This is a genomic window from Silanimonas sp., assembly GCF_027530345.1.
In the GTDB taxonomy this organism is placed as follows: domain Bacteria; phylum Pseudomonadota; class Gammaproteobacteria; order Xanthomonadales; family Xanthomonadaceae; genus Silanimonas.
Genome location: NZ_JAPZQK010000008.1, coordinates 165,344 through 184,581, shown reverse-complemented (window position 1 = coordinate 184,581; position 19,238 = coordinate 165,344). Strand labels below are relative to the sequence as shown.

21 protein-coding genes are annotated in these 19,238 nt (G+C 69.5%); 1 reads left to right on the top strand and 20 read right to left on the bottom strand.

The features are described from left to right. Nucleotides 1-12 precede the first annotated feature (12 nt). The 10 genes from queC to ruvB all read right to left on the bottom strand — a co-directional run bounded on the left by queC (nt 13) and on the right by ruvB (nt 7,969). A complete protein-coding gene (gene queC, locus O9255_RS05405) occupies nt 13-702 on the bottom strand; it encodes a 7-cyano-7-deazaguanine synthase QueC (RefSeq protein WP_297865882.1) in 690 nt (229 codons plus the stop codon). Nucleotides 703-750: 48 nt separating this feature from the next. Beyond that, the gene (gene queE / locus O9255_RS05400) at nt 751-1,455 is read right to left on the bottom strand and encodes a 7-carboxy-7-deazaguanine synthase QueE (RefSeq protein WP_297865822.1); all 705 of its coding nucleotides are present in this window, start codon (nt 1,453-1,455) and stop codon (nt 751-753) included. A 7-nt stretch (nt 1,456-1,462) separates the two neighbouring features. Further along, nucleotides 1,463-2,317: a tol-pal system protein YbgF gene (ybgF, locus tag O9255_RS05395; protein WP_297865821.1), complete on the bottom strand. Its 855-nt coding sequence runs from the start codon at nt 2,315-2,317 to the stop codon at nt 1,463-1,465. A gap of 12 nt (nt 2,318-2,329) precedes the next feature. Beyond that, nucleotides 2,330-2,836: a peptidoglycan-associated lipoprotein Pal gene (pal, locus tag O9255_RS05390; protein WP_297865820.1), complete on the bottom strand. Its 507-nt coding sequence runs from the start codon at nt 2,834-2,836 to the stop codon at nt 2,330-2,332. A gap of 71 nt (nt 2,837-2,907) precedes the next feature. After that, complete coding sequence (gene tolB, locus O9255_RS05385) at nt 2,908-4,224, bottom strand: Tol-Pal system beta propeller repeat protein TolB (RefSeq protein WP_297865819.1); 1,317 nt, start codon at nt 4,222-4,224, stop codon at nt 2,908-2,910. A 92-nt stretch (nt 4,225-4,316) separates the two neighbouring features. Then, complete coding sequence (locus O9255_RS05380; RefSeq protein WP_297865818.1) at nt 4,317-5,270, bottom strand: protein TolA; 954 nt, start codon at nt 5,268-5,270, stop codon at nt 4,317-4,319. Next, nucleotides 5,270-5,707, bottom strand: a complete 438-nt coding sequence (gene tolR / locus O9255_RS05375) for a protein TolR (RefSeq protein WP_297865817.1) — start codon at nt 5,705-5,707, stop codon at nt 5,270-5,272. The genes O9255_RS05380 and tolR overlap by 1 nt, the downstream gene beginning before the upstream one ends. 33 nt (nt 5,708-5,740) lie before the next feature. Then, on the bottom strand, nt 5,741-6,520 hold the full coding sequence (gene tolQ, locus O9255_RS05370) for a protein TolQ (protein WP_297865816.1): 780 nt from the start codon (nt 6,518-6,520) through the stop codon (nt 5,741-5,743). Then, on the bottom strand, nt 6,514-6,942 hold the full coding sequence (gene ybgC, locus O9255_RS05365) for a tol-pal system-associated acyl-CoA thioesterase (RefSeq protein WP_297865815.1): 429 nt from the start codon (nt 6,940-6,942) through the stop codon (nt 6,514-6,516). The genes tolQ and ybgC overlap by 7 nt, the downstream gene beginning before the upstream one ends. Next, nucleotides 6,932-7,969, bottom strand: a complete 1,038-nt coding sequence (gene ruvB / locus O9255_RS05360; RefSeq protein WP_297865814.1) for a Holliday junction branch migration DNA helicase RuvB — start codon at nt 7,967-7,969, stop codon at nt 6,932-6,934. The genes ybgC and ruvB overlap by 11 nt, the downstream gene beginning before the upstream one ends. A gap of 95 nt (nt 7,970-8,064) precedes the next feature. Between ruvB and O9255_RS05355 the strand changes: the two genes are divergently transcribed. After that, nucleotides 8,065-8,871, top strand: coding sequence for a transporter substrate-binding domain-containing protein (locus tag O9255_RS05355; RefSeq protein ID WP_297865813.1), 807 nt, complete (start codon nt 8,065-8,067; stop codon nt 8,869-8,871). Between the two features lie 7 nt (nt 8,872-8,878). Here the strand turns inward: O9255_RS05355 and O9255_RS05350 are convergent, their stop codons facing one another. From O9255_RS05350 to O9255_RS05305, 10 genes are all read right to left on the bottom strand, one after another. Then, entirely contained in the window at nt 8,879-10,831 is a 1,953-nt protein-coding gene (locus O9255_RS05350) for a potassium transporter Kup (RefSeq protein WP_297865812.1), read from the bottom strand. Between the two features lie 67 nt (nt 10,832-10,898). After that, nucleotides 10,899-11,495, bottom strand: a complete 597-nt coding sequence (gene ruvA / locus O9255_RS05345) for a Holliday junction branch migration protein RuvA (RefSeq protein ID WP_297865811.1) — start codon at nt 11,493-11,495, stop codon at nt 10,899-10,901. A 41-nt stretch (nt 11,496-11,536) separates the two neighbouring features. After that, nucleotides 11,537-12,064 (bottom strand): crossover junction endodeoxyribonuclease RuvC, encoded by a 528-nt coding sequence (ruvC, locus tag O9255_RS05340; protein ID WP_297865810.1) that lies wholly within the window; start codon nt 12,062-12,064, stop codon nt 11,537-11,539. Then, entirely contained in the window at nt 12,061-12,789 is a 729-nt protein-coding gene (locus O9255_RS05335) for a YebC/PmpR family DNA-binding transcriptional regulator (protein ID WP_297865809.1), read from the bottom strand. The genes ruvC and O9255_RS05335 overlap by 4 nt, the downstream gene beginning before the upstream one ends. A 432-nt stretch (nt 12,790-13,221) precedes the next feature. Continuing rightward, on the bottom strand, nt 13,222-13,845 hold the full coding sequence (locus O9255_RS05330) for an alpha/beta fold hydrolase (protein WP_297865808.1): 624 nt from the start codon (nt 13,843-13,845) through the stop codon (nt 13,222-13,224). A 6-nt stretch (nt 13,846-13,851) separates the two neighbouring features. Continuing rightward, nucleotides 13,852-14,304 (bottom strand): hypothetical protein, encoded by a 453-nt coding sequence (locus O9255_RS05325; protein WP_297865807.1) that lies wholly within the window; start codon nt 14,302-14,304, stop codon nt 13,852-13,854. A 75-nt stretch (nt 14,305-14,379) separates the two neighbouring features. Beyond that, nucleotides 14,380-16,143, bottom strand: coding sequence for an aspartate--tRNA ligase (gene aspS / locus O9255_RS05320; RefSeq protein WP_297865806.1), 1,764 nt, complete (start codon nt 16,141-16,143; stop codon nt 14,380-14,382). A 66-nt stretch (nt 16,144-16,209) separates the two neighbouring features. Then, nucleotides 16,210-16,764 carry a hypothetical protein gene (locus O9255_RS05315; protein WP_297865805.1) on the bottom strand — a complete coding sequence of 185 codons (555 nt, stop codon included), beginning with the start codon at nt 16,762-16,764 and terminating at the stop codon, nt 16,210-16,212. Beyond that, nucleotides 16,761-17,051, bottom strand: coding sequence for a zinc ribbon domain-containing protein (locus tag O9255_RS05310; protein WP_297865804.1), 291 nt, complete (start codon nt 17,049-17,051; stop codon nt 16,761-16,763). The genes O9255_RS05315 and O9255_RS05310 overlap by 4 nt, the downstream gene beginning before the upstream one ends. Nucleotides 17,052-17,131: 80 nt before the next feature. Then, complete coding sequence (locus O9255_RS05305) at nt 17,132-19,054, bottom strand: ABC-F family ATP-binding cassette domain-containing protein (RefSeq protein WP_297865803.1); 1,923 nt, start codon at nt 19,052-19,054, stop codon at nt 17,132-17,134. Between the last annotated feature and the right edge of the window lie 184 nt (nt 19,055-19,238).

Genomic DNA, 19,238 nt, shown 5'->3' with positions numbered 1-19,238 from the left:
GGGCCACCGCGTTCAGCGCGGCTGGTAGCGAGTCGTGTCCGGCGCGCCGGCCTTCACGAAGCCCTCGGCCCGAAGCCGGCAGGCGTCGCAGCGGCCGCAGGCACGGCCCTCGGCGTCGGCCTGGTAGCAGCTCACGGTCTGGGCGAAATCCACGCCAAGGCGCAGGCCCTCGACGACGATGTCGGCCTTCGACATCGCGATCAGCGGCGCGTGCACCTTCAAGCCGCCCTCCTCCACCCCGGCCTTGGTGGCGAGGTTGGCGAGGCGCTCGAACGCGGCGATGAACTCGGGGCGGCAGTCCGGGTACCCGGAGTAATCCACGGCATTGACGCCGCAGAACAGGTCGCGGGCGCCCAGCACCTCGGCCCAGCCCAGCGCCACCGACAGCATGATGGTGTTGCGCGCCGGCACGTAGGTGACGGGAATGCCCTCGCTGGGGCTCTCCGGCACGTCGATGTCGGCGGTCAGCGCCGAACCGCCGATGCTGCGCAGGTCGACCTCGACCACTTTGTGCGCCACCGCGCCGAGGCTGGCCGCGTTGCGCGCCGCCGCGTCGAGTTCCGCGGAGTGGCGCTGGCCGTAACGCACCGACAGCGCATAGGTCTCGAAACCGCGGGCGCGGGCGATGGCCAGCACCACGGCCGAGTCCATGCCGCCGGAAACCAGCACCACGGCACGCTTGCCGCGACCGTCCTGCGCCATCGAGTCGGCACCCTCCGCACCTTGATTCATCGCCATGATTCCTCGTCCTCAGCGCCCGGGCTCATCGCCCCAAAGCTGCTTGTGCAACTGCAGCTGGAAACGCACCGGCAGCCGGTCCGCCACAATCCAATCGGCCAATTCGCGCGGCGCCAGCTGCTCGAAGCTCGGCGAAAAGAGCACCTCGCAGCGCGACGCCAGCGCGTGCTCCGCGACCATTGCCTTCGCCCAGTCGTAGTCGGCGCGGCTGCACAGCACGAACTTCACCTGGTCCTTGGCCTGCAGCAGCGGCAGGTTCGGCAGCCGGTTGCGCTTCGCCTCGCCGGAATCCGGGGTCTTCAGGTCGAGCACGATGGAAACGCGCGGGTCGACCTCCGAGATATCGAGGGCGCCGGACGTTTCGAGCGACACGTCGAAACCGGCGTCGCACAGGGCCTTCAGCAGCAACAGGCAGCGCTTCTGCGCGAGCGGCTCGCCACCGGTCACGCACACGTGCCGCACCCCGTGGGCGCGCGCTTCGTCGACGAGGTCCGGGATGGATCGCCACTCACCGCCGTGGAAGGCGTAGGCGCTATCGCAATAGGTGCAGCGCAGCGGACAGCCCGTCAGGCGGATGAACACGGTCGGCCAGCCGACCGAACGGGATTCGCCCTGCAGGGAAAGAAAGACCTCGGTGATCTTGAGGCGTTCGGCCTGGACGATCTCGGAGGGCCGCTCGCGATCGCCTGGCTGCTCGCGCAGGCGCGGAGCGGTCATCGGGGCCTCAGCCGGCGTCCAGCGCGAGGGAGCGCAGGCGGCTTTGGGCGAGACGCGCGGCGTCGCTGCCCGGAAAGCGCGCGATCACGTCGCGCAGCGTCGCTTCGCCCTGCGGCGCGCGGCCGAGCTCGAATTGGCAATAGCCGAGCTTGAGCAGCGCGTCGGGCGCCTTGGCCGAATCCGGGAAGGCCTGCAGCAGGCTCTCGAAGGCCGTCAGAGCGACATCGTAGTTCTGGGTGACGTAATAGCTCTCGCCGAGCCAGTACCAGGCGTTCGGCGCCAGCGTGCCGGCCGGGTAGGCCTCCAGGTAGGCCTGGAAGCGGCGCGAAGCTTCGGCGTACTCGCCGTCGCGCAGGGCTTGGAAGGCACTGTCGTACATGGGCCGCTCGCCGGCCGGATCGGCCGGGACCGGGGCACCGGTCGCGACATCGGCGACCACGCCACGCGGCGCAGCGGGGGCGGCGGTGCCTGGGGCGGCGTCCACCGGGGCGGCAGGGGTCTCTGCGGGCGTGGGAGCACCGCCGTCGGCGCCTGCCGGCGTGGCAGCCGTTCCGGCCGCCGGGGCCGAGCCGCCTTCGAGGCGACCCAACCGGGAATCGAGGTCGATGTACTGCTCGCGGGCCGCCTGCTTGAGCTGGGCGTTCTCGTTCTGCAGTTGTTCGACGAGGCCACGCAGCGAGGCGACTTCCTGCTGCAGGGCGTTGAGACGGTTCAGCGTCTCGATGTTGGCTTGCGCGTTGTTCTGCGACGCCGCCTGGGCCTCGAGGCGCTCGATGCGCTCCGACAGGCTGGCGCGCTGCGCCGAAACCGAAGTGGCGGCCACGAGGGCCGCCACCACGACTGCGAGCTTCAAGGCACGCAAGACCGGCTCCGCTTAGCGGGCGGTGTAGACGATCTCGACGCGGCGGTTCTTCGCCCACGCCTCTTCCGTCGACGCGGTGTCGACCGGACGCTCTTCGCCGTACGAGACGACGGTCAGCTGGCCAGCCGAACCACCGGCCGCCTGCAGGGCGCCCGAGACGGCGTTGCCACGGCGCTCGCCGAGGCCGAGGTTGTACTCGCGCGAACCGCGCTCGTCAGCGTTGCCTTCCAGCGTGATGCGCGATTCCGGACGGTCCTGCAGGTACTTGGCGTGGCACGCCATGATCGCCTGGAACTCGGCCTTGACGGCGTCCTGGTCGAAATCGAAGTACACGGTGCGCTGCTTCAGGCAGGCGTCGGTGTCCAGGTCTTCCGGGCCGTACTTGCCGTCGTCGACGGCGGCCTGCGTGGCCGGCTGCGCCGGCTGGGCGGCCGGGGCTTCCGGAACGGTCTTCTTGGTGCAGGCGGCGAGGCCGACGGCGATGGCAGCGACCAGCAGGACGCGGGTGGTGTTGTTCATGGGTGGAACCTCGTTGGCAGTGAGTAGCAAAAAAGTGGAGCGTGAGCGGGGGTGCGGCAGGCCCGTCCTGTTTATCGTTGCCGGTACGGCGACCAGGCGGGCTCCCGGACGTCACCGTCGGTCAAAACCAAACGCTGCCGGACACGCGCATCGGCCGACACCGCATACAGCACGCCCCGGCCGCCCTCTTTCGTGGCGTACAGAAGCATGCTGGCGTTGGGCGCGAAGCTGGGAGACTCGTCCAGGTTGCCCGGCGACAAGGTCTGCCAACGGGGCTGGGCGAGGCTGCGGTCCAGTACCGCAATACGATAAACGTTCCTGTTTCCCTGCGCCATAGCGAATTTTTTACCATCGAAGGCCACGGACGCCTTGGCGTTGTAGTCCCCTTCGAAGGTCAGGCGGGTCGGCTCCCCCCCGGTGACGGGCACCTGGTAGAGCTGGGGCCGGCCGGCGCGGTCGGACGTGAAGACCAGGCTCTGGCCGTCCGGGGTCCAGACCGCCTCGGTGTCGATGGAGAAATGGCGGGTGATCTGGGTCAGGGCCTTCGAGCCCAGGTCCATCACGTAGATCTCGGGGTTGCCGGTCCGCGACAGGGTCAGGGCCAGCTTGGTGCCGTCCGGGCTGAAGCTGGGAGCACCGTTGATGCCCCGGAAGCTCGCCACCACCTCGCGGGCGCCGGTGGTCAGCTCCTGGATATAGATGGTCGAGTTGCCGCGCTCGAAGCTCACGTAGGCGAGGCGGCGGCCGTCCGGGGCCCAGGCCGGCGACATCAGCGGTTCGCGCGAGCGGACCACCGTCTGCGGGTTGAAGCCGTCGGCATCGGCGACCATCAGGGCGTACTGCTGGTTCGGGTGGCGGCCCGAGGCGGTCACGTAGGCGATGCGGGTCCAGAAGGCGCCGCGGACGCCCAGGATCTTCTCGTAGACCTGGTCGGCGATCTGGTGGGCGATGTCGCGCATGCCGCGCACCCGGCCGGTCATGGCCAGGCCCAGCAGACGCTCCTGCTTGGCCACGTCGTACAGCTCGTACTCGACGCGGTAACCGCCGTCCGGGGCGTCCAGCACGCGACCGACGACGATGAAGTCCTGCTTCAGCACGCGCCAGGTCGGGAACTGGATCTCGCTGCCGCGGATCGGCTTCTCGATGATGTTGGCGTCCGGCAGGGTGCGGAACTGGCCCGAGCGGTTCAGGTCAGCGGCGATGACCGCGGCGACGTCGGTGTCCGGGGCGACGTTCGTGCCCAGGTAGGGCATCGGCACGACGGTGATCGGCAGGGCCGCGGCGTTGCCGCCAACGATGTCGATTTCCAGCGTCTGCGCGCGCGACGCGAAGGGCAGCGTCAGCAGGGCGAAGGCGAGCAGGACGAGGGATGCAAGGGTTCGCGTCATGGCTGGGGTTCCAAAAGCCGTCGGGCGGCGCGCGCGGAGTGTACGGGGTCGGAGAAAGAGATAGCCGCTGGTTGCTGAACGCCGGTGCAGCCTCAGTCCGCCGGCTGGAAGTTCAGGCCGAGGCGACGAACAAAAACCTCTTCGAAACCGGCGTAGGGCAGCGGCGATGCGGCGAACACGGCGCGCTCCAGCGAATCGCGGCCCAGCGCGTCGTAGGGGCAGGTCGGATCGACGTCGGCGCTGATCACCTCGCCGCCGGGGATCTGGACGATGACGATGCGGCAGCGCTGCCCTACCGGGATCGTCTCCGGCCGCCGCCAATTGCGCTCGACGGCATTCTGGATGGCGAGCTGGTAAGCCGCCTGGAGGCTGGTGTCCACGCCGTTGTTGCCGGCCATCGGCGTCGGCGTGGCCTCGCTCGGCGAGGCAGCGGGCTGCGGCGAGGGCTGGCGGGCGGCGAGGTCCTGCCGCTGCCGGTCGCGCTGCTCTTCCATGCGGGTCTGGTTGCGCGCTTCGGCACTCTGCTGTTGCAGGGCGGCCAAGCGCTTCAGGCGCTCGAGCTGCTGCGCGGACAGGCGCTGCCGCTCCTCGGGCGTGGTCTGCGGCGGGCGCTCGGTCAGGTCGACCTGCTCTTCGCGACGACGCTCTTCCTGCTCGCGCGGGGCCGGCGGCTCGGGCGACACGGCGTCGCGGGACGCGCGATCCTGATCGCGGGTGTCGGGAACGGCCTGCGGGGTCTGCGGCGTGGGCTGCGGTTCGACCACCGCATCCTGTGGGGTGGGCTCGGGCTCCGGCTGAGGCGGCGGGGCGGCCTCTTCTTCGACCGGCTCCGGGGCGGCCGGCGGCGGCGTGGCGGCGCTCGGGCGCTCGCGGTCGCGCACGGGCGCGGCCTGCACCAGTTCGACTTCGATCGGCGGGCCGGCGACGGACAGCACCTCGGGTGCCGGGGTCCACAGCCAGGCGACGAACATCAGGACGACGACGAGCAGGTGCAGGCCGACCGCCAGGCCGACCGCAATGCCCGTGTCTTCGGGACGCTCGCGCATCAGCGCTCCGTGGCCCGCGGCTCGCTCATCAGGGCGGCCTTGGAGACGCCGGCGCCCTGCAGCAGCTCCATGGCCTCCATCACCGTCTGGTACTGGAGCTCACGGTGCGCGGCGACGAAGACCGGCGTCTGCGGGTTCTGTGCCACGAAGGCGCGGATGCGATTGCCCAGTTCCTCGCGCGACATCGGCGTGTCGGCGCCATCGCCGAGCTTCAGCGAATAGCTGCCGTCGCGGGCGATCGAGACGACCACCGGGTCCTGCGCCTGTTCGACCGGCCGGGCATTCGACTGCGGCAGGTTGACCTCGACGCCGAGGTTCATCACCGAGGCGGTGATCATGAAGATGACGAGCAGCACGAGCATCACGTCGATGTACGGAACGACGTTGATCTCTGCCTTGAGCTTGCGCTTCTTGTGGCGGTTGCTGAACGCGGCCATGGGCCCTCCAACGGATGAGGCGGGGGCTTGGGGTCAGGGCTCGTCGCTGCCGCCCTGGCGGGCGAGGATCGAGCTGAAGTCTTCGGCGAAGGCCTCGTAGCGCACGGTCAGGCGCTCGACGCGCGAGGCGTAGCGGTTGTAGGCCCACACGGCCGGGATGGCGGCGAACAGGCCGATCGCGGTGGCGATCAGGGCTTCGGAGATGTGCGGCGCGACCTGCGCCATCGTCGCCTGCTTGACGTTACCCAGCTCGTGGAAGGCGATCATGATTCCCCACACGGTGCCGACGAGGCCGACGTACGGCGAGGTGGAGCCGATGTTCGCCAGCAGCTCGAGGTTGCGCTCGAGCTCGCCGGTCTCGCGGGCCAGCGTGGCGCGCATGGCGCGCTGGGCGCCCTCAAGCTGGGCGCGCGCGTCCATGCCCTTCTTCTGGCGCAGGCGGGTGAATTCGCGGAAGCCCGCCTCGAAGATGGCTTCCAGCCCCTCGACCACGCGGTTGCGATCGGTGGCCGCGCGGTACAGCTGGTTGAGGTCGGCGCCCGACCAGAAGCGGTTCTCGAACTCGTTGGCTTCGGCGTCGGCGCGCTTGTAGACGCGCTGCTTGCGGAAAATGATCACCCAACTCAGCACCGAGGCGGCGACGAGCAGCAGCAGCACGAGCTGCACTGGCACGCTCGCCTTGAGGATCAGCGTGAAGTAGTTGATGCCCCCCGACACAGCGGCTTCGGTCGCGACCTCCGCGGCGGCCGCGGCGGCCTCCGGAGCAAGCGGCGTGGCAGCGGTGGCAGCAGCGAGGAAAACGGTCGTCAGCATGGGGCACCAGGGTTCGGCATCAGGTCGGCCAGCAGGCCGGCGGGGATTCGGATGGGGCGGAAATCGGCGGCACGCAGGCAGGCGACTTCGACCTCGGCGGTGAGCAAAGGGCGCTCGCCAAGCAGCACCGACTGCCGGCAGCGCAGGCTCGCCCCTTTCGCCTCGACCGGGGTTACGGTCACGGTGAGCAGGTCATCGAGCCGCGCCGGGCCGAGGAAATCGAGCCGCATCGCGCGCACCACCAGCAGCAGGCCGTTCTCGCCACGCAGCGTGGTCTGGTCGTACCCGACGGCGCGCAACCATTCGGTGCGCGCCCGCTCGAGGAACCGGACGTAGCTGGCGTGGTAGACGACCCCACCGGCGTCGGTATCTTCCCAATAGACCCTTAAGGTCAGGCTGAACGCGGACCGATCAGCCGGCATCGGCGTCGAACAGATCGGGCGTGGCGGCGCCGCGCGGCGGCTTCAGGCCCAGCCAGGTCCAGGCCTTCGGGGCGAGCATGCGACCGCGGGCCGTGCGGACCAGGAAGCCCTGCTGGATCAGGAAGGGCTCGACGACGTCCTCGAGGGTGCCGCGCTCCTCCGACAGCGCGGCGGCCAGCGATTCGACGCCCACCGGACCGCCGGCGAAGCTCTCGGCGATCGTCTGCAGCAGGCGGCGGTCGAGGTCGTCGAAGCCTTCCGGGTCGACCTTCAGCATCTTCATCGCCGCATCGGCGATGGGCTTGGTGATCACGCCCTCGCCCTTCACCTGCGCGTAGTCGCGCACGCGGCGCAGCAGGCGGTTGGCGATCCGCGGCGTGCCGCGCGAGCGCTTGGCGATTTCCGCCGCGCCCTCCGCATCACACGCGATACCGAGGATCTGCGACGAGCGCCGCACGATGCGGGTGAGTTCTTCGGCGGTGTAGAACTCGAGGCGCTGCACGATGCCGAAGCGGTCGCGCAGCGGCGCGGTGAGCAGGCCAGCGCGGGTGGTCGCACCGATGAGAGTGAAGGGCGGCAGGTCGAGCTTGATCGAGCGGGCCGCGGGGCCTTCGCCGATCATGATGTCGATCTGGTAGTCCTCCATCGCGGGATACAGCACCTCTTCGACCATCGGTGAGAGGCGGTGGATCTCGTCGACGAACAGCACGTCGTGCGGCTGCAGGTTGGTGAGCAGGGCCGCGAGGTCGCCGGCCTTCTCGATCACCGGGCCCGAGGTCTGGCGGAGGTTCACGCCGAGCTCGTTGGCGATGACGTGCGAGAGCGTGGTCTTGCCAAGGCCCGGCGGCCCGAAGATCAGCACGTGGTCCAGAGCCTCGCCGCGCTGCTTGGCGGCCTGGATGTAGATCTGCATCTGCTCGCGTACGGCTTCCTGGCCGAGGTACTCGGCGAGCGACTTCGGGCGGATGCTGGCTTCGAGGGCTTCGTCCTCGGCGGTGGCGCCGGGCGAGACGGTGCGGGTACTCATGGGCGTATATTCGCACGGCGCGTGAGACCGCCCGGGCTCGGCGCCCCCAACGCAGGGAGGCAGGCATGGTCCGTCACAGCGTCCTGAGGTGGGGAATGGTCCTTGCGATCACCACTCTCGCCGCTTGGCCCGGCACCGACGCCGACGCCGCGGAAGCCTCGACGCCCGCCGTCGAGCTGCGCGTGGGCGTCCCCCATCTCCCGCCTTGGGCCTTCCACGACGCGGACTGCCACCTCACCGGCATCGCGGTCGAAAACCTGCGCCGATTGGCGGAGCGCGCCGGACGGCGCTTCGTTGCCGTTCCGCTCCCGCTCGATGCCGGCCTCGAAGCGCGCAAAGCCGGCGGCATCGACCTCTTCCTCGGCGATCCGAAGCTGAGCACCGGGCTCGAGGACACGGTGCAACTGCCGTTCGGCCATACGATCGACCGGATCGCCGTGTACCAGGGCCCTTGGGCGACCGCCTCGACGGCCCCACCCTCGACACTGAAGGTGGGCGCGCGCACGGTGCGCTTGGCCGAATCGCTCGGCTTCGCTGAGTCCCAGATCGTGGCAGGCACCGTGGACGGGGCCTTGGCCGACGACTTCGCCGCGGGGCGCCTCGATGTGCTGGTCGGCGGCCGCGAAGTGGTCTACGTGGCCCTGATGCGCCGCGGCTGGGGGGCAGTCACCCTGCGGTCCCGCACGCGGCGCCTCGGCAGCTACGAGCTCTACTACCGCCTCACGCCTGACGCCGAGCAGATGCACGGCAACGCCCTGCGCCGGGCGTTGGCGGGCTTCGACTGGGCCTTGCGCGACCGACAGCTGCGGCAACGCTTCCTGAGCCCCGACGTGGCGCGCGAGCCGATGCTCACGCCAGACTGCCGACCCATCGCGGGGCGGAACCCGCTCCCGCCGAACTAGGTTCGGCTCAGATCCTGACCTGCATCCCCAGCTCGACGAGCTGGTTGCCGGGGATCGAGAAGAATTCGGTGGCCGGCGTGGCATTGCGCGACAGCAGCAGGAACAGCTTGTCGCGCCACAGCGCCATGCCGTCGCCCTTGGACGCGACCAGCGCTTCGCGGCTGGCGAAGAAGGTGGTGGCCATCGGGTTGAAGTCGGGTTCGACGAGCTTCAGGGCCTTCAGCGCCTTCGGCACGTGAGGGTCCTCGACGAAGCCGAAGCGCAGCGTCATGCGCCAGAAGCCGTGACCGATGGGTTCGAGCGTCACGCGGTCGTTCGCCTCGGCGCGCGGCACCGTCAGCACCTGCACGCTGAGCAGCACGTTGCAGGCGTGCAGCACCTTGTTGTGCTTGAGGTTGTGCAGCAGGGCCGGCGGCGTGAACGCATTGCTGGGCGTGAGGAACACCGCGGTGCCGGGCACCCGCGCCGGCGGCGAGGCCATCAGGCTCTTCACGAGGTGCTCGATGCGCAGGCTGTCGCGGTTGACCTGCTCGCGCACCAGCACGCGGCCGCGGTGCCAGGTGCGCATGAGCACGAAGGCGCCGAGGCCCAAGGCCAGCGGGAACCAAGCGCCCTCGAAGAACTTCACCAGGTTCGCACTGAACAGGGCGACGTCGACGACCAGCATGGCGAGGCCGGCCGTCCACAGCACCCAGCGCGGCGTGCGCCAGCACACCCTCGCGAGGATCAGCAGCAGGATGCCGCTGATGATCATCGTGCCCGTCACCGACACGCCGTAGGCCACGGCCAGCGCGCTGGAGCTGCCGAAGCCGATCACCGTCAGCATCACCGCCACCAGCAGCCAGCGGTTGATGCTGGGCATGTAGATCTGGCCTTCGGTGTCGTCCGAGGTGTGAACGATCTTCATGCGCGGCAGGTAGCCGAGCTGGATCGCTTGCCGCACGACCGAGTACGTGCCCGAGATCAGCGCCTGCGAGGCGATCACCGCGGCCAAGGTGGCCAGCACGATCATCGGCACCAGCGCCCACGAGGGCAGCAGCAGGTAGAAGGGGTTCTTGACCGCTGCCGGGTCGGCGAGCAGCAGCGCGCCCTGGCCGAGGTAGTTGAGCAACAGGCAGGGCATCACAAAGCCGAACCAGCCGAGCTGGATGGCGCGGCGGCCGAAGTGGCCCATGTCGGCATACAGCGCCTCGCCGCCGGTCACCGCCAGGACCACGGCGCCCAGCGCCACCCACGCGACCACGCCGTGGTGGGCGAAGAACGCCACGGCCCACGCCGGATTGAAGGCCTTCAGCACCTCCGGGTTCTCCACGATCCCGCCCACGCCGGCCACGCCGATCGCCGCGAACCACAGGCAGGTGATCGGGCCGAAGACCTTGCCGACCTTCTCGGTGCCCAGGAACTGGAAGGCGAAGAGCACCAGCAGCACGGCGATGGCCACCGGCACGACATACGGGTGCAGCGCCGGCGCCGCGACTTCGAGGCCCTCGACCGCGCCGAGCACGGAGATGGCCGGGGTGATGACGCCGTCGCCGAAGAACAGCGCGGTGGCGAAGATGCCGAGCACCCCGACGAGGTAACTGAGCGGCGCGGCGATCGGCAGATGGCGTTGCACGAGCGCGGCGAGTGCCAGCACGCCGCCTTCGCCGCGGTTGTCCGCGCGCATCATCACCATCACGTACTTGACGCTGACGACGCCGATGAGGGCCCAGAAGATCAGCGACAGCACGCCGAGCACGTTGTCGGGCGTGGGCGTCAGCCCGTAGGCGTGGCCGAAGGCTTCCTTCAACGTGTAGAGCGGGCTGGTGCCGATGTCGCCGAACACGACGCCGATGGCGCCGACCACGAGGGCCGTGGTGCCGGCCCTGGCGTGCACGTGGCCCGCCGGTTGTCCCGTCCCGACCTCGCAGGCGGCTTCGGCGGGCGCGGAGGAAACGGGGGCGGCGTTGGGGTCGGACATGGGCGGGGCGGAAGCGGCGGCGCGCGGAGTCTACGCCCGTTTCGGCGGGCGTGTACTCCGCGTGAAATCAGGTCCGCAGCGAGGCCTTGAGCGCCTTGCGGATCACGGCCTCGGCCGTGTCCCCCGCCTCGAAGGCGTCCTTGGCCATCTTCGCCGCCTCGGCCGGCTTGTAGCCCAGTTGCTGCAGCGCGATGACGGCTTCGGACTGCGGGTCGGCCGGGATGGGCTGGCCCTTGGCCACCGGACCACCGACGCCACCCAGTTCCGCCGCGCGATCGCGCAGCTCGACGACGATGCGTTCGGCGGTCTTCTTGCCGATACCCGGGATGCGGGTGAGCGCGGTGACGTCGCTGGTCGAGACGAGGCGGGCGAAATCGTCGACGCTGACGCCGGAGAGGATGGCCAGCGCGATCTTCGCGCCGATGCCCGTCACCTTCTGCACGTCGCGGAACAGCCGGCGCTCGCGCTCGGTGAGGAAACCGTACAGCGCGACGCTGTCCTCCTTCACCGCGTAGTGCGTGAACAGCGTGACCTCGCGGCCGATCTCGGGCAGGTCGTAGAAGGTCGACATCGGCGCGTCGAGCTCATAGCCGACGCCGCCCACTTCGACCATCAGCGAGGGCGGGGCTTTCTGGATGAGGGTGCCGCGGAGGCGTCCGATCATTCGTGGATCGCTCGTGGAGAGTGGGAGGCAGTCTGCCCGAGTCAGCGCCGCCGCAGCGCGGCCACGCCCACCCCGGCGCGCATGGCGGTGGCGGACATGTGGGCGTGGGTGAGCGCGACGGCCAGCGCGTCGGCCGCATCGGCGAACAGGCGCTCGCCCTGCAGGTTCAGCAGGATCTTGACCATGTGCTGCACTTGGTCCTTGTCGGCCGCGCCCTTGCCCACCAGCGACTGCTTGATGACGCGCGGCGCGTACTCGGCCAGCGGCAGGCCGCGGCGCACAACGGTGGCGATGGCCGCACCGCGGGCATGGCCCAGTTTCAGCGCCGAGGTGGCGCTCTTGTCCATGAACACGGTTTCGATGGCGACCTGCTGCGGCTGCCACTGGTCGATGATCGCGTCGATGCCTTCGGCAAGACGCCCGAGGCGCTCGGGGAAGTTGTCGGTGTCGATCAGCAGGTTCAGCACTTCGCAGTGCACGAAGGTGTAGTGGCCGTAGGCGTCGACGTCGATAACCCCGAGGCCCGTGCGCCGGGACCCGGGATCGATGCCGAGCAGGCGGGTCGTCACTGGTACGCGCTGTCCGGCAGGTCGGCGTTGTGGTGCACGTTCTGCACGTCGTCGAGGTCCTCGAGCTTGTCGAGCAGCTTGACCACCTGCTGCGCCGTTTCGCCGTCGACGGCCACGTCGTTGTCGGCGCGCATCGTCACGTTGGCTTCGGCCGGCGCGAGGCCGGCGGCCTCCATCGCCTTCTTCACCGCCTCGAAGGCCTCGGGCGAGGTGATCACTTCCACCGCGCCGTCGTCGTAGCTCTTGATGTCGTCGGCACCGGCCTCGATGGCGGCTTCGGTGATCTTCTCTTCGTCCGCGCCAGCGCCGTACGCCAGCACGCCGATCTTCTTGAACATGAAGGCGACCGAACCCTCGGTGCCGAGGTTGCCGCCGTACTTCGAGAAGGCGTGGCGCACATCCGCCACGGTGCGCACGCGGTTGTCGGTGAGGCACTCGACGATGACGGCGATACCGCCCGGCGCGTAGCCCTCGTAGCGCACTTCCTCGTACGAGACGCCTTCCAGTTCGCCGGTGGCCTTCTTGATCGCGCGCTCGATGTTGTCCTTCGGCATCGACTGCGCGAGGGCGCGGTCGACCGCGAGGCGCAGGCGCGGGTTGCCGGCGGGATCACCGCCGCCCATCCGCGCCGCGACGGAGATCTCGCGGACCAGCTTGGTGAAGACCGCGCCGCGCTTGGCGGCTTGCGCGTTCTTGCGGCCTTCGATGGCCATCAATCGACCCATGGGATGCCTCGGTGGTATGTGCGATGGCGGGATTATCGCCGAGTGATGCGTCCACGGGCGGGGTGGCTTGTCGGCGAGGCTGTCCCGCCCCATGACCCTCTCGGCGAGGTTTCCGGCGGTCCGGCCGAAGGCGACATCCCTGTCGCTCGGCCGGATCGCGCATCCTGCGCGACCCCTTCGGGGCTTGCGCCTCAAGACCGCGCCGGGGCTCCTTATTCGCCTCGCCGCCCCACCACCCCGCACCGGAGCGCAACAGCGCGGCGATCCCGCACACCTCGCCAACATGTCGGTGCGGGGGATCGCCGCGCCGCGACCGCGGGTCGGCAGGCCAGCGACGAGCGAGCCATGGATGGCGAGCGCGCGGCTCGGGGCAGGACAGCCCCGAGTCCGCGAAGAGCGGCCTGCCGGAACGCGAGGCAGGCGCGCTGATGACTACCCCGCGAACCGCCCCGTGCGCAGGAAACTCGCCACCGCCTCGGCGGCGACCCGCGACACCAGCAAGCCCATGTGGCTGGCGCGGACTTCGAAATGGTCGACCAAGCCCAGTAGCCGGGTCTCGTCGACGGCGACGGTGCCGTCATGCGGGCCGTCGAACGTGCCGAACACCCGACCCAAGCCCGCTTCCAGGGTCCCGGCGATGGCGCCGACCTCGCAGTGCTGGGGCGCGTGTTCGAGGCCCTTCAGCAGCACGCGGGCGCTGCGGCCCATGCCGAAGCCGAGGCCGCGGCCATGCACGGCGCGCGCTGCACCGCTGCCGGTGAGCGGGCTGCCGAGGCAGACGATGCGCCGCACCGGCAGTTCGGGGTCTTGGGCGGCGAGCAGCGACACGAGGCCGCCGAGGCTGTGGCCCACCAGATGGGCCGGGGTTTTGCGCTTCCGGGCGTCGAGTCGCAGCTTGGCGGCCAGCTGCTGGGCCGCCGCTTCCGCGCCGCCGAACACGCTGGGGTAGCCGAAGGTCTCGACCTCGAAGCCGCTGGCACGCAGCCGCGCCGCGAGCGGCCACAGCACCGGGCGGTTGTTCCAGATGCCATGCAGCAGGACGACGCGGTCAGCCATTGGCATTCATTTCAAGGAGTCCGCTCCGATCGCTGTTCGAATCTGATGCGAGTACTTCGGAAACTTGGAGGCAAGAAGACGGGACATCCGGCCCCGACCGATCTCCGCCAACAACTCGTCGAAAGCCTCGGCAGACAAACCGAGCTGACGGCAGTATTTGTCTTGGACGGTCTCCCGCGCGACGCCTTCTCTCTTCGCAACCTCTTGCGTTGCAGCGATCCGATCAACGCCGCTGTCGACGAGACGAATGACTGCCAGGGTCTGCCTCAAGGCAACGGGAGCGGTCATTGGAACCAGAAGCTCTGACGGCTGCGCCTTCGCAATCGGCTTGGACTGCGCAACACCTCCCGTCATGAGCAGCCTTTTGAGAGACGAGTTGAACGTGTCGACTAGCGGTTCCGACTTGCTCTTCACGAACTCGAAAACTTCGCTATCCACCTGAACTTCGTGCATTCGCATGGCGTCACCCCACCCATTTGAAGGTGTGGATACACTAGCCTCACTTTTTAGTACTTGCAAGTACTAGCGGCGCGGTCAGCCCTTTGCCGCCGGACGCACCTGCACGTGCAGCTCGGCCAACTGCTTGTCGTCGATGGGCGACGGGGCGTTGGTGAGCAAGCACTGGGCGCTGGCGGTCTTCGGGAAGGCGATGACGTCGCGGATCGAGTCGCTGCCGGCCATCAGGGCCGAGATGCGGTCGATGCCGAAGGCGATGCCGCCGTGCGGCGGCGCGCCGTAGCGCAGGGCCTCGAGCAGGAAGCCGAACTTCGCTTCCGCCTCTTCCGCGCCAATGCCGAGCAGCTCGAACACCTTGGCCTGCATCGCGCTGTTGTGGATGCGAACCGAGCCGCCGCCGATCTCGTTGCCGTTGAGCACCATGTCGTAGCCGCGCGAGACCGCGATGCGGGCGTTCGCGGCGAGGTCGGCGATGTCGTCGATTTTTGGTGCAGTGAATGGATGATGGAGGGCCACGTAGCGCTGCGCTTCGTCGTCCCACTCGAACATCGGGAAGTCGGTGACCCACAGCGGGGCCCACACGTTCGCCACCTGGCCGAGGTCCTTCGCGGCCTTCAGGCGCAGGGCGCCCATGAAGTCGCACACGGTCTTGTAGGTGCCGGCGCCGAAGAACAGCAGGTCGCCGTCGCTCGCCTGCGCGGCGTCGAGCACGGCGGCGAGCGTGGCGTCGTCGAGGAACTTGGCGATCGGCGAATTGATGCCCTCGCGGCCCTTCGCGCGCGCTTCGACCTTCATCCACGCCAGGCCCTTGGCGCCGTACTTGGCGCAGTACGCACCGTAGTCGTCGATCTGCTTGCGCGAGAGCGACGCACCGCCCGGCACGCGCAGCGCGACGACGCGGCCTTCGGCATGGTTCGCCCAATCGGTGAAGACCTTGAACTCGCAGCCCTTCACGAGCTCGGCGATATCGGTGAATTCCCACGCGATGCGCAGGTCGGGCTTGTCCGAGCCGTACAGGCGCATGGCCTCGGCGTAGGTCATGCGCGGGAAGGGGTTGGCGAGCTCGATGCCGCCGACTTCCTTCAGCACCTGGCGGATCATCCCTTCCACGAAATCCTGGATGTCCTGCTCGGTGATGAAGGCGAACTCCATGTCGAGCTGGGTGAATTCCGGCTGGCGGTCGGCGCGCAGGTCTTCGTCGCGGAAGCAGCGCGCGATCTGATAGTAGCGATCGAAGCCCGCCATCATCAGCAGCTGCTTGAACAGCTGCGGCGACTGCGGCAGCGCGAAGAACTCGCCCGGATGCACGCGGCTCGGCACCAGGTAGTCGCGCGCACCTTCCGGCGTGGCCTTGGTGAGGATCGGCGTCTCGATGTCCTGGAAGCCCTTCGTGTCGAGGTAGCGGCGCAGGGCCTGCACGAGGGCGACGCGAGTGCGCATCGTGCGCTGCATCGCCGGGCGGCGCAGGTCGAGGTAGCGGTACTTCAGGCGCACGTCTTCGCCGGGCGTTTCGTGCAGGTAGAAGGGCAGCGTCTCGGCCTTGTTGAGGATCTCGATGCGCTCGGCCACGACTTCGATGCGGCCGGTCTTCAGCTTGTCGTTGACGCTGTGGCGGGCGCGCACGACGCCGGTCACCTTCAGGCAGTCCTCGTAGCCCACCTGTGCGGCGGTCGCGTACGCGGCGTTGTCCGGTTCGGCGACCACCTGGACGATGCCCTCGTGGTCGCGGAGGTCGATGAAGCAGACGCCGCCGAGGTTGCGGGCGACATCGGCCCAGCCGCAAAGGGTGACGGTCTGGCCGATCAGCGCTTCGCCGAGCTGGCCGCAGTAGTGGCTACGCATGGGAACTCCACAGGAATCAGGGGCCACCGCGGTGCCGCGGCGGCAAGCCGGCCATTGTACCGGCGGTCAGCGGGCGGCGGCCGTGGCCGGGGCTTCCGCGCCCCACGGGGCCGGCGGGGCGGGCACGGGCTTCGTGAGGTCGAACTCAACGCGGAAGCGGCGGGCCGGGTTGTTGCCGGCGGCCGGGCGCGCGAGCCCGTAGGCGAACAGGCGGCCCTTGCGGTGCTCGATCGTCCAGGTGTTGGTGGTCGAGACCGCACGACCCTCGCGGATGAACAGGGCGATCGACTCGGCATCGACCGGGAAGTCCTGGCGGCTGGCGCTGCCCGGGGCCGCGGTGTCACCGCCGTACATCGTCAGCACGTCGGACGAGCCATCGTCGTGCCGGTGATCGTGCTTCAGGCGCAGGCCCGAGGCGGTGCGGGTGACGACCCAGGTGCGCGAGCGGTCGGCGCCGACGTGGAACGGAATGCGGATCTCGTCGCCTTTGCACTCGCGCACGTGCATCACCAGGCGCTGGGCGCCCATGGCGGCGTCGGCCGGGTCGTTGGTGGTCATGCGGCCTTCGAAGGCCTGGCCGCACAAGGCCAGCAGGCCGGTGAAGAAGGCGGTGGCGCTCATTCGGACGAGGCTTTGGTGGGCGCCGGCGCGGGGCTGGCCGGCGCACTGGACGCCGCGGAGGCGCCCGAGCCCGAATCGGCCAAGTTGCGCTTCTTGTCGCCGTCCTTCTTGAAGTCGGTCTCGTACCAGCCGCCGCCGGCCAGCCGGAACTGCGGTGCCGTCAACTGGCGGCCGATCGTGCCTTCCGCGCCGCACGCGGGACAGGTGGTCGGATCGGCGTCGGAAAGCCTCTGCAGGCGTTCGAAATCGTGGCCGCAGGCCGAGCAGGCGAAGGCGTAGATGGGCATGGCGGGCGGGTTCCGTGGCAGTTCGCTGCGGGCAGCGATTGGGTTGGCGGGGCCGGAATTCAAGTCGGGCCGGGGCGAGCTCAGCCCGCCTCGATCCGCTCGGCGAGCTCCAGCCACTCCAGTTCGAGGGTCTCGCGCTCGGTCTGCAGGGCGCTGCGCCGCTGGCCCAGCGCGGCCAGCGCCTGCGCCGCCTGCGCGCCGCCCTTCGACGACGCGGCCGCGAGCTCGGCATCGAGCACCTCGGCTTCGGCGGCCAGCGAGGACAGCTTGGCCTCGACGGCGGCGTGGCGCTTCTTCGTGGCGCCATCGACCGGCTTGCCCGGCTTCGCCGGGGGCTTGGCGGCGGCGACCGGCTCGGCCTTGGCGGCGGGCTTGGCCTCGACCGTTCGGGCCTTGGCGTTGGCGTTGTTGCCGCGCTGCTTGAGCCAGGTGGCGTAGGCGTCGAGGTCCTCGTCGTAGGGCTCGACGATGCCGTCGGCGACGCGCACGTAGCGGTCGCAGACGAGGCCGATGAGATGCCGGTCGTGCGAGACCATCACGATGGCGCCGTCGAAGTCGGCCAAGGCCTCGGCCAGCGCTTCGCGCATCTCAAGGTCGAGGTGGTTGGTCGGTTCGTCGAGCAGCAGAACGTTCGGCTTGCGCCACGCGATCATGGCCAAGGCCAGACGCGCACGCTCGCCGCCAGAGAAGCCGTCGATCACCTCGAAGGCGCGGTCGCCGGGGAAGTTCCACTTGCCGAGGAAATCGCGGAAATCCTGCGTCGCGGTGTTCGGCGCGATCATCCTCAGGTGGTCGATCGGCGTCTGGCCTTCGTGCAGCGATTCCACCGTGTGCTGGGCGAAGTAGCCGATCACGAGATCCGGGTGGCCGGTGCGCTCACCCGACAGCAGCGGCAGTTCGCCGACCAGCGTCTTCACCAGCGTGGATTTACCCGCGCCGTTCGGGCCGAGGAGGCCGAGGCGGTCGCCGGCTTCGATCGACAGGCCGACGTTGCCGAGGATCTTGGTGACGCCGCCCTCGCCCTTCTCGTTCGCCGTGTAGCCGCAGTCGGCGTCGCGGATCTGGATGAGGGTGGTGGGCTGTTTCAGCGGCACCGGGAAATCGATGCGCACCTCGCGCTCGGCGCGCACCGCTTCGGTGCCCGCCAGCTTCTCGAGGCGCTTCATGCGGCTCTGCGCCTGCTTGGCCTTGCTGGCCTTGGCCTTGAAGCGGTCGATGAAGGCCTGCAGGTGCGCGCGCTCGACCTGCTCCTTCTCGTGCGCGATCTGCTGAAGACGCAGGTGCTCGGCGCGCTGGCGCTCGAAGGCGGTGTAGCCACCGACATAAGTCTTGGCCTTGCCCTCGTGCAGGTGCAGCGTGTGGGTGCACAGGCCGTCGAGGAACTCGCGGTCGTGCGAGATCACCAGCAGCGTGCCCGGATACGAACGCAGCCACTCCTCGAGCCAGAGCACGGCGTCGAGGTCGAGGTGGTTGGTGGGTTCGTCGAGCAGCAGCAGGTCGGAGGGCGTCATCAGCGCCCGCGCGACGTTCAGGCGCACGCGCCAGCCGCCGGAGAACTCGCCCACCGGCGTGTCGTGCGTGTGCGACGGGAAGCCGAGGCCGTGCAGCAGCTTGGCCGCGCGCGAGGGCGCGTCGTAACCGTTCAGCTCGGCCAGCAGGGTGTGCGCCTCGGCGACCTTCTCGTAGTCCTCGGCGGCCATCGCCTCGGCCTCCATGCGGATGGCCGCGTGCACGGCGGCATCGCCGGAGAGCACGAAGTCCAGCGCCGGGTCCGGCAGGGCCGGGGTTTCCTGCGCCACCGAGGCCATGCGCAGCTTGTTCGGCCGGTCGATGTCGCCCTTGTCCGGCTCGATTTCCCCGCGCACGGCCGCGAACAGGCTGGACTTGCCGCAGCCGTTGCGACCGATCACGCCCACCCGCCAGCCGGCGTGCAGGGTCAGGTCGACATCGGAAAAAAGGAGGCGGGGCCCTCGGCGGAGGGCCAGGTTCTTGAAGGCGAGCATGGCGCGGAGTCTACCGGAGCCCGCCTGAGCGGCGGCTCAGCGGTCCGGGTGGAAGCGCCTGCCACGCGGTTCGGTAGGCCGCTTTCCGCGGACTCGGGGCTGTCCTGCCCCGAGCCGCGCGCTCGCCATCCATGGCTCGCTGGTCGCTGACCCACCGCCCCGCGGGCGCGGCGCGTCTGCGGCG

What these genes read in the sequence shown, in the direction of transcription:
- ruvB (WP_297865814.1), bottom strand. Translation starts at nt 7,969, where the DNA reads ATGAGTACCCGCACCGTCTCGCCCGGCGCCACCGCCGAGGACGAAGCC.
- O9255_RS05310 (WP_297865804.1), bottom strand. Translation starts at nt 17,051, where the DNA reads ATGCCCATCTACGCCTTCGCCTGCTCGGCCTGCGGCCACGATTTCGAA.
- ybgC (WP_297865815.1), bottom strand. Translation starts at nt 6,942, where the DNA reads ATGCCGGCTGATCGGTCCGCGTTCAGCCTGACCTTAAGGGTCTATTGG.
- tolQ (WP_297865816.1), bottom strand. Translation starts at nt 6,520, where the DNA reads ATGCTGACGACCGTTTTCCTCGCTGCTGCCACCGCTGCCACGCCGCTT.
- queE (WP_297865822.1), bottom strand. Translation starts at nt 1,455, where the DNA reads ATGACCGCTCCGCGCCTGCGCGAGCAGCCAGGCGATCGCGAGCGGCCC.
- O9255_RS05315 (WP_297865805.1), bottom strand. Translation starts at nt 16,764, where the DNA reads ATGAGCGCCACCGCCTTCTTCACCGGCCTGCTGGCCTTGTGCGGCCAG.
- O9255_RS05305 (WP_297865803.1), bottom strand. Translation starts at nt 19,054, where the DNA reads ATGCTCGCCTTCAAGAACCTGGCCCTCCGCCGAGGGCCCCGCCTCCTT.
- O9255_RS05325 (WP_297865807.1), bottom strand. Translation starts at nt 14,304, where the DNA reads ATGCGAATGCACGAAGTTCAGGTGGATAGCGAAGTTTTCGAGTTCGTG.
- tolB (WP_297865819.1), bottom strand. Translation starts at nt 4,224, where the DNA reads ATGACGCGAACCCTTGCATCCCTCGTCCTGCTCGCCTTCGCCCTGCTG.
- O9255_RS05330 (WP_297865808.1), bottom strand. Translation starts at nt 13,845, where the DNA reads ATGGCTGACCGCGTCGTCCTGCTGCATGGCATCTGGAACAACCGCCCG.
- ruvA (WP_297865811.1), bottom strand. Translation starts at nt 11,495, where the DNA reads ATGATCGGACGCCTCCGCGGCACCCTCATCCAGAAAGCCCCGCCCTCG.
- pal (WP_297865820.1), bottom strand. Translation starts at nt 2,836, where the DNA reads ATGAACAACACCACCCGCGTCCTGCTGGTCGCTGCCATCGCCGTCGGC.
- tolR (WP_297865817.1), bottom strand. Translation starts at nt 5,707, where the DNA reads ATGGCCGCGTTCAGCAACCGCCACAAGAAGCGCAAGCTCAAGGCAGAG.
- O9255_RS05380 (WP_297865818.1), bottom strand. Translation starts at nt 5,270, where the DNA reads ATGCGCGAGCGTCCCGAAGACACGGGCATTGCGGTCGGCCTGGCGGTC.
- O9255_RS05335 (WP_297865809.1), bottom strand. Translation starts at nt 12,789, where the DNA reads ATGGGTCGATTGATGGCCATCGAAGGCCGCAAGAACGCGCAAGCCGCC.
- aspS (WP_297865806.1), bottom strand. Translation starts at nt 16,143, where the DNA reads ATGCGTAGCCACTACTGCGGCCAGCTCGGCGAAGCGCTGATCGGCCAG.
- queC (WP_297865882.1), bottom strand. Translation starts at nt 702, where the DNA reads ATGGCGCAGGACGGTCGCGGCAAGCGTGCCGTGGTGCTGGTTTCCGGC.
- O9255_RS05350 (WP_297865812.1), bottom strand. Translation starts at nt 10,831, where the DNA reads ATGTCCGACCCCAACGCCGCCCCCGTTTCCTCCGCGCCCGCCGAAGCC.
- O9255_RS05355 (WP_297865813.1), top strand. Translation starts at nt 8,065, where the DNA reads ATGGTCCTTGCGATCACCACTCTCGCCGCTTGGCCCGGCACCGACGCC.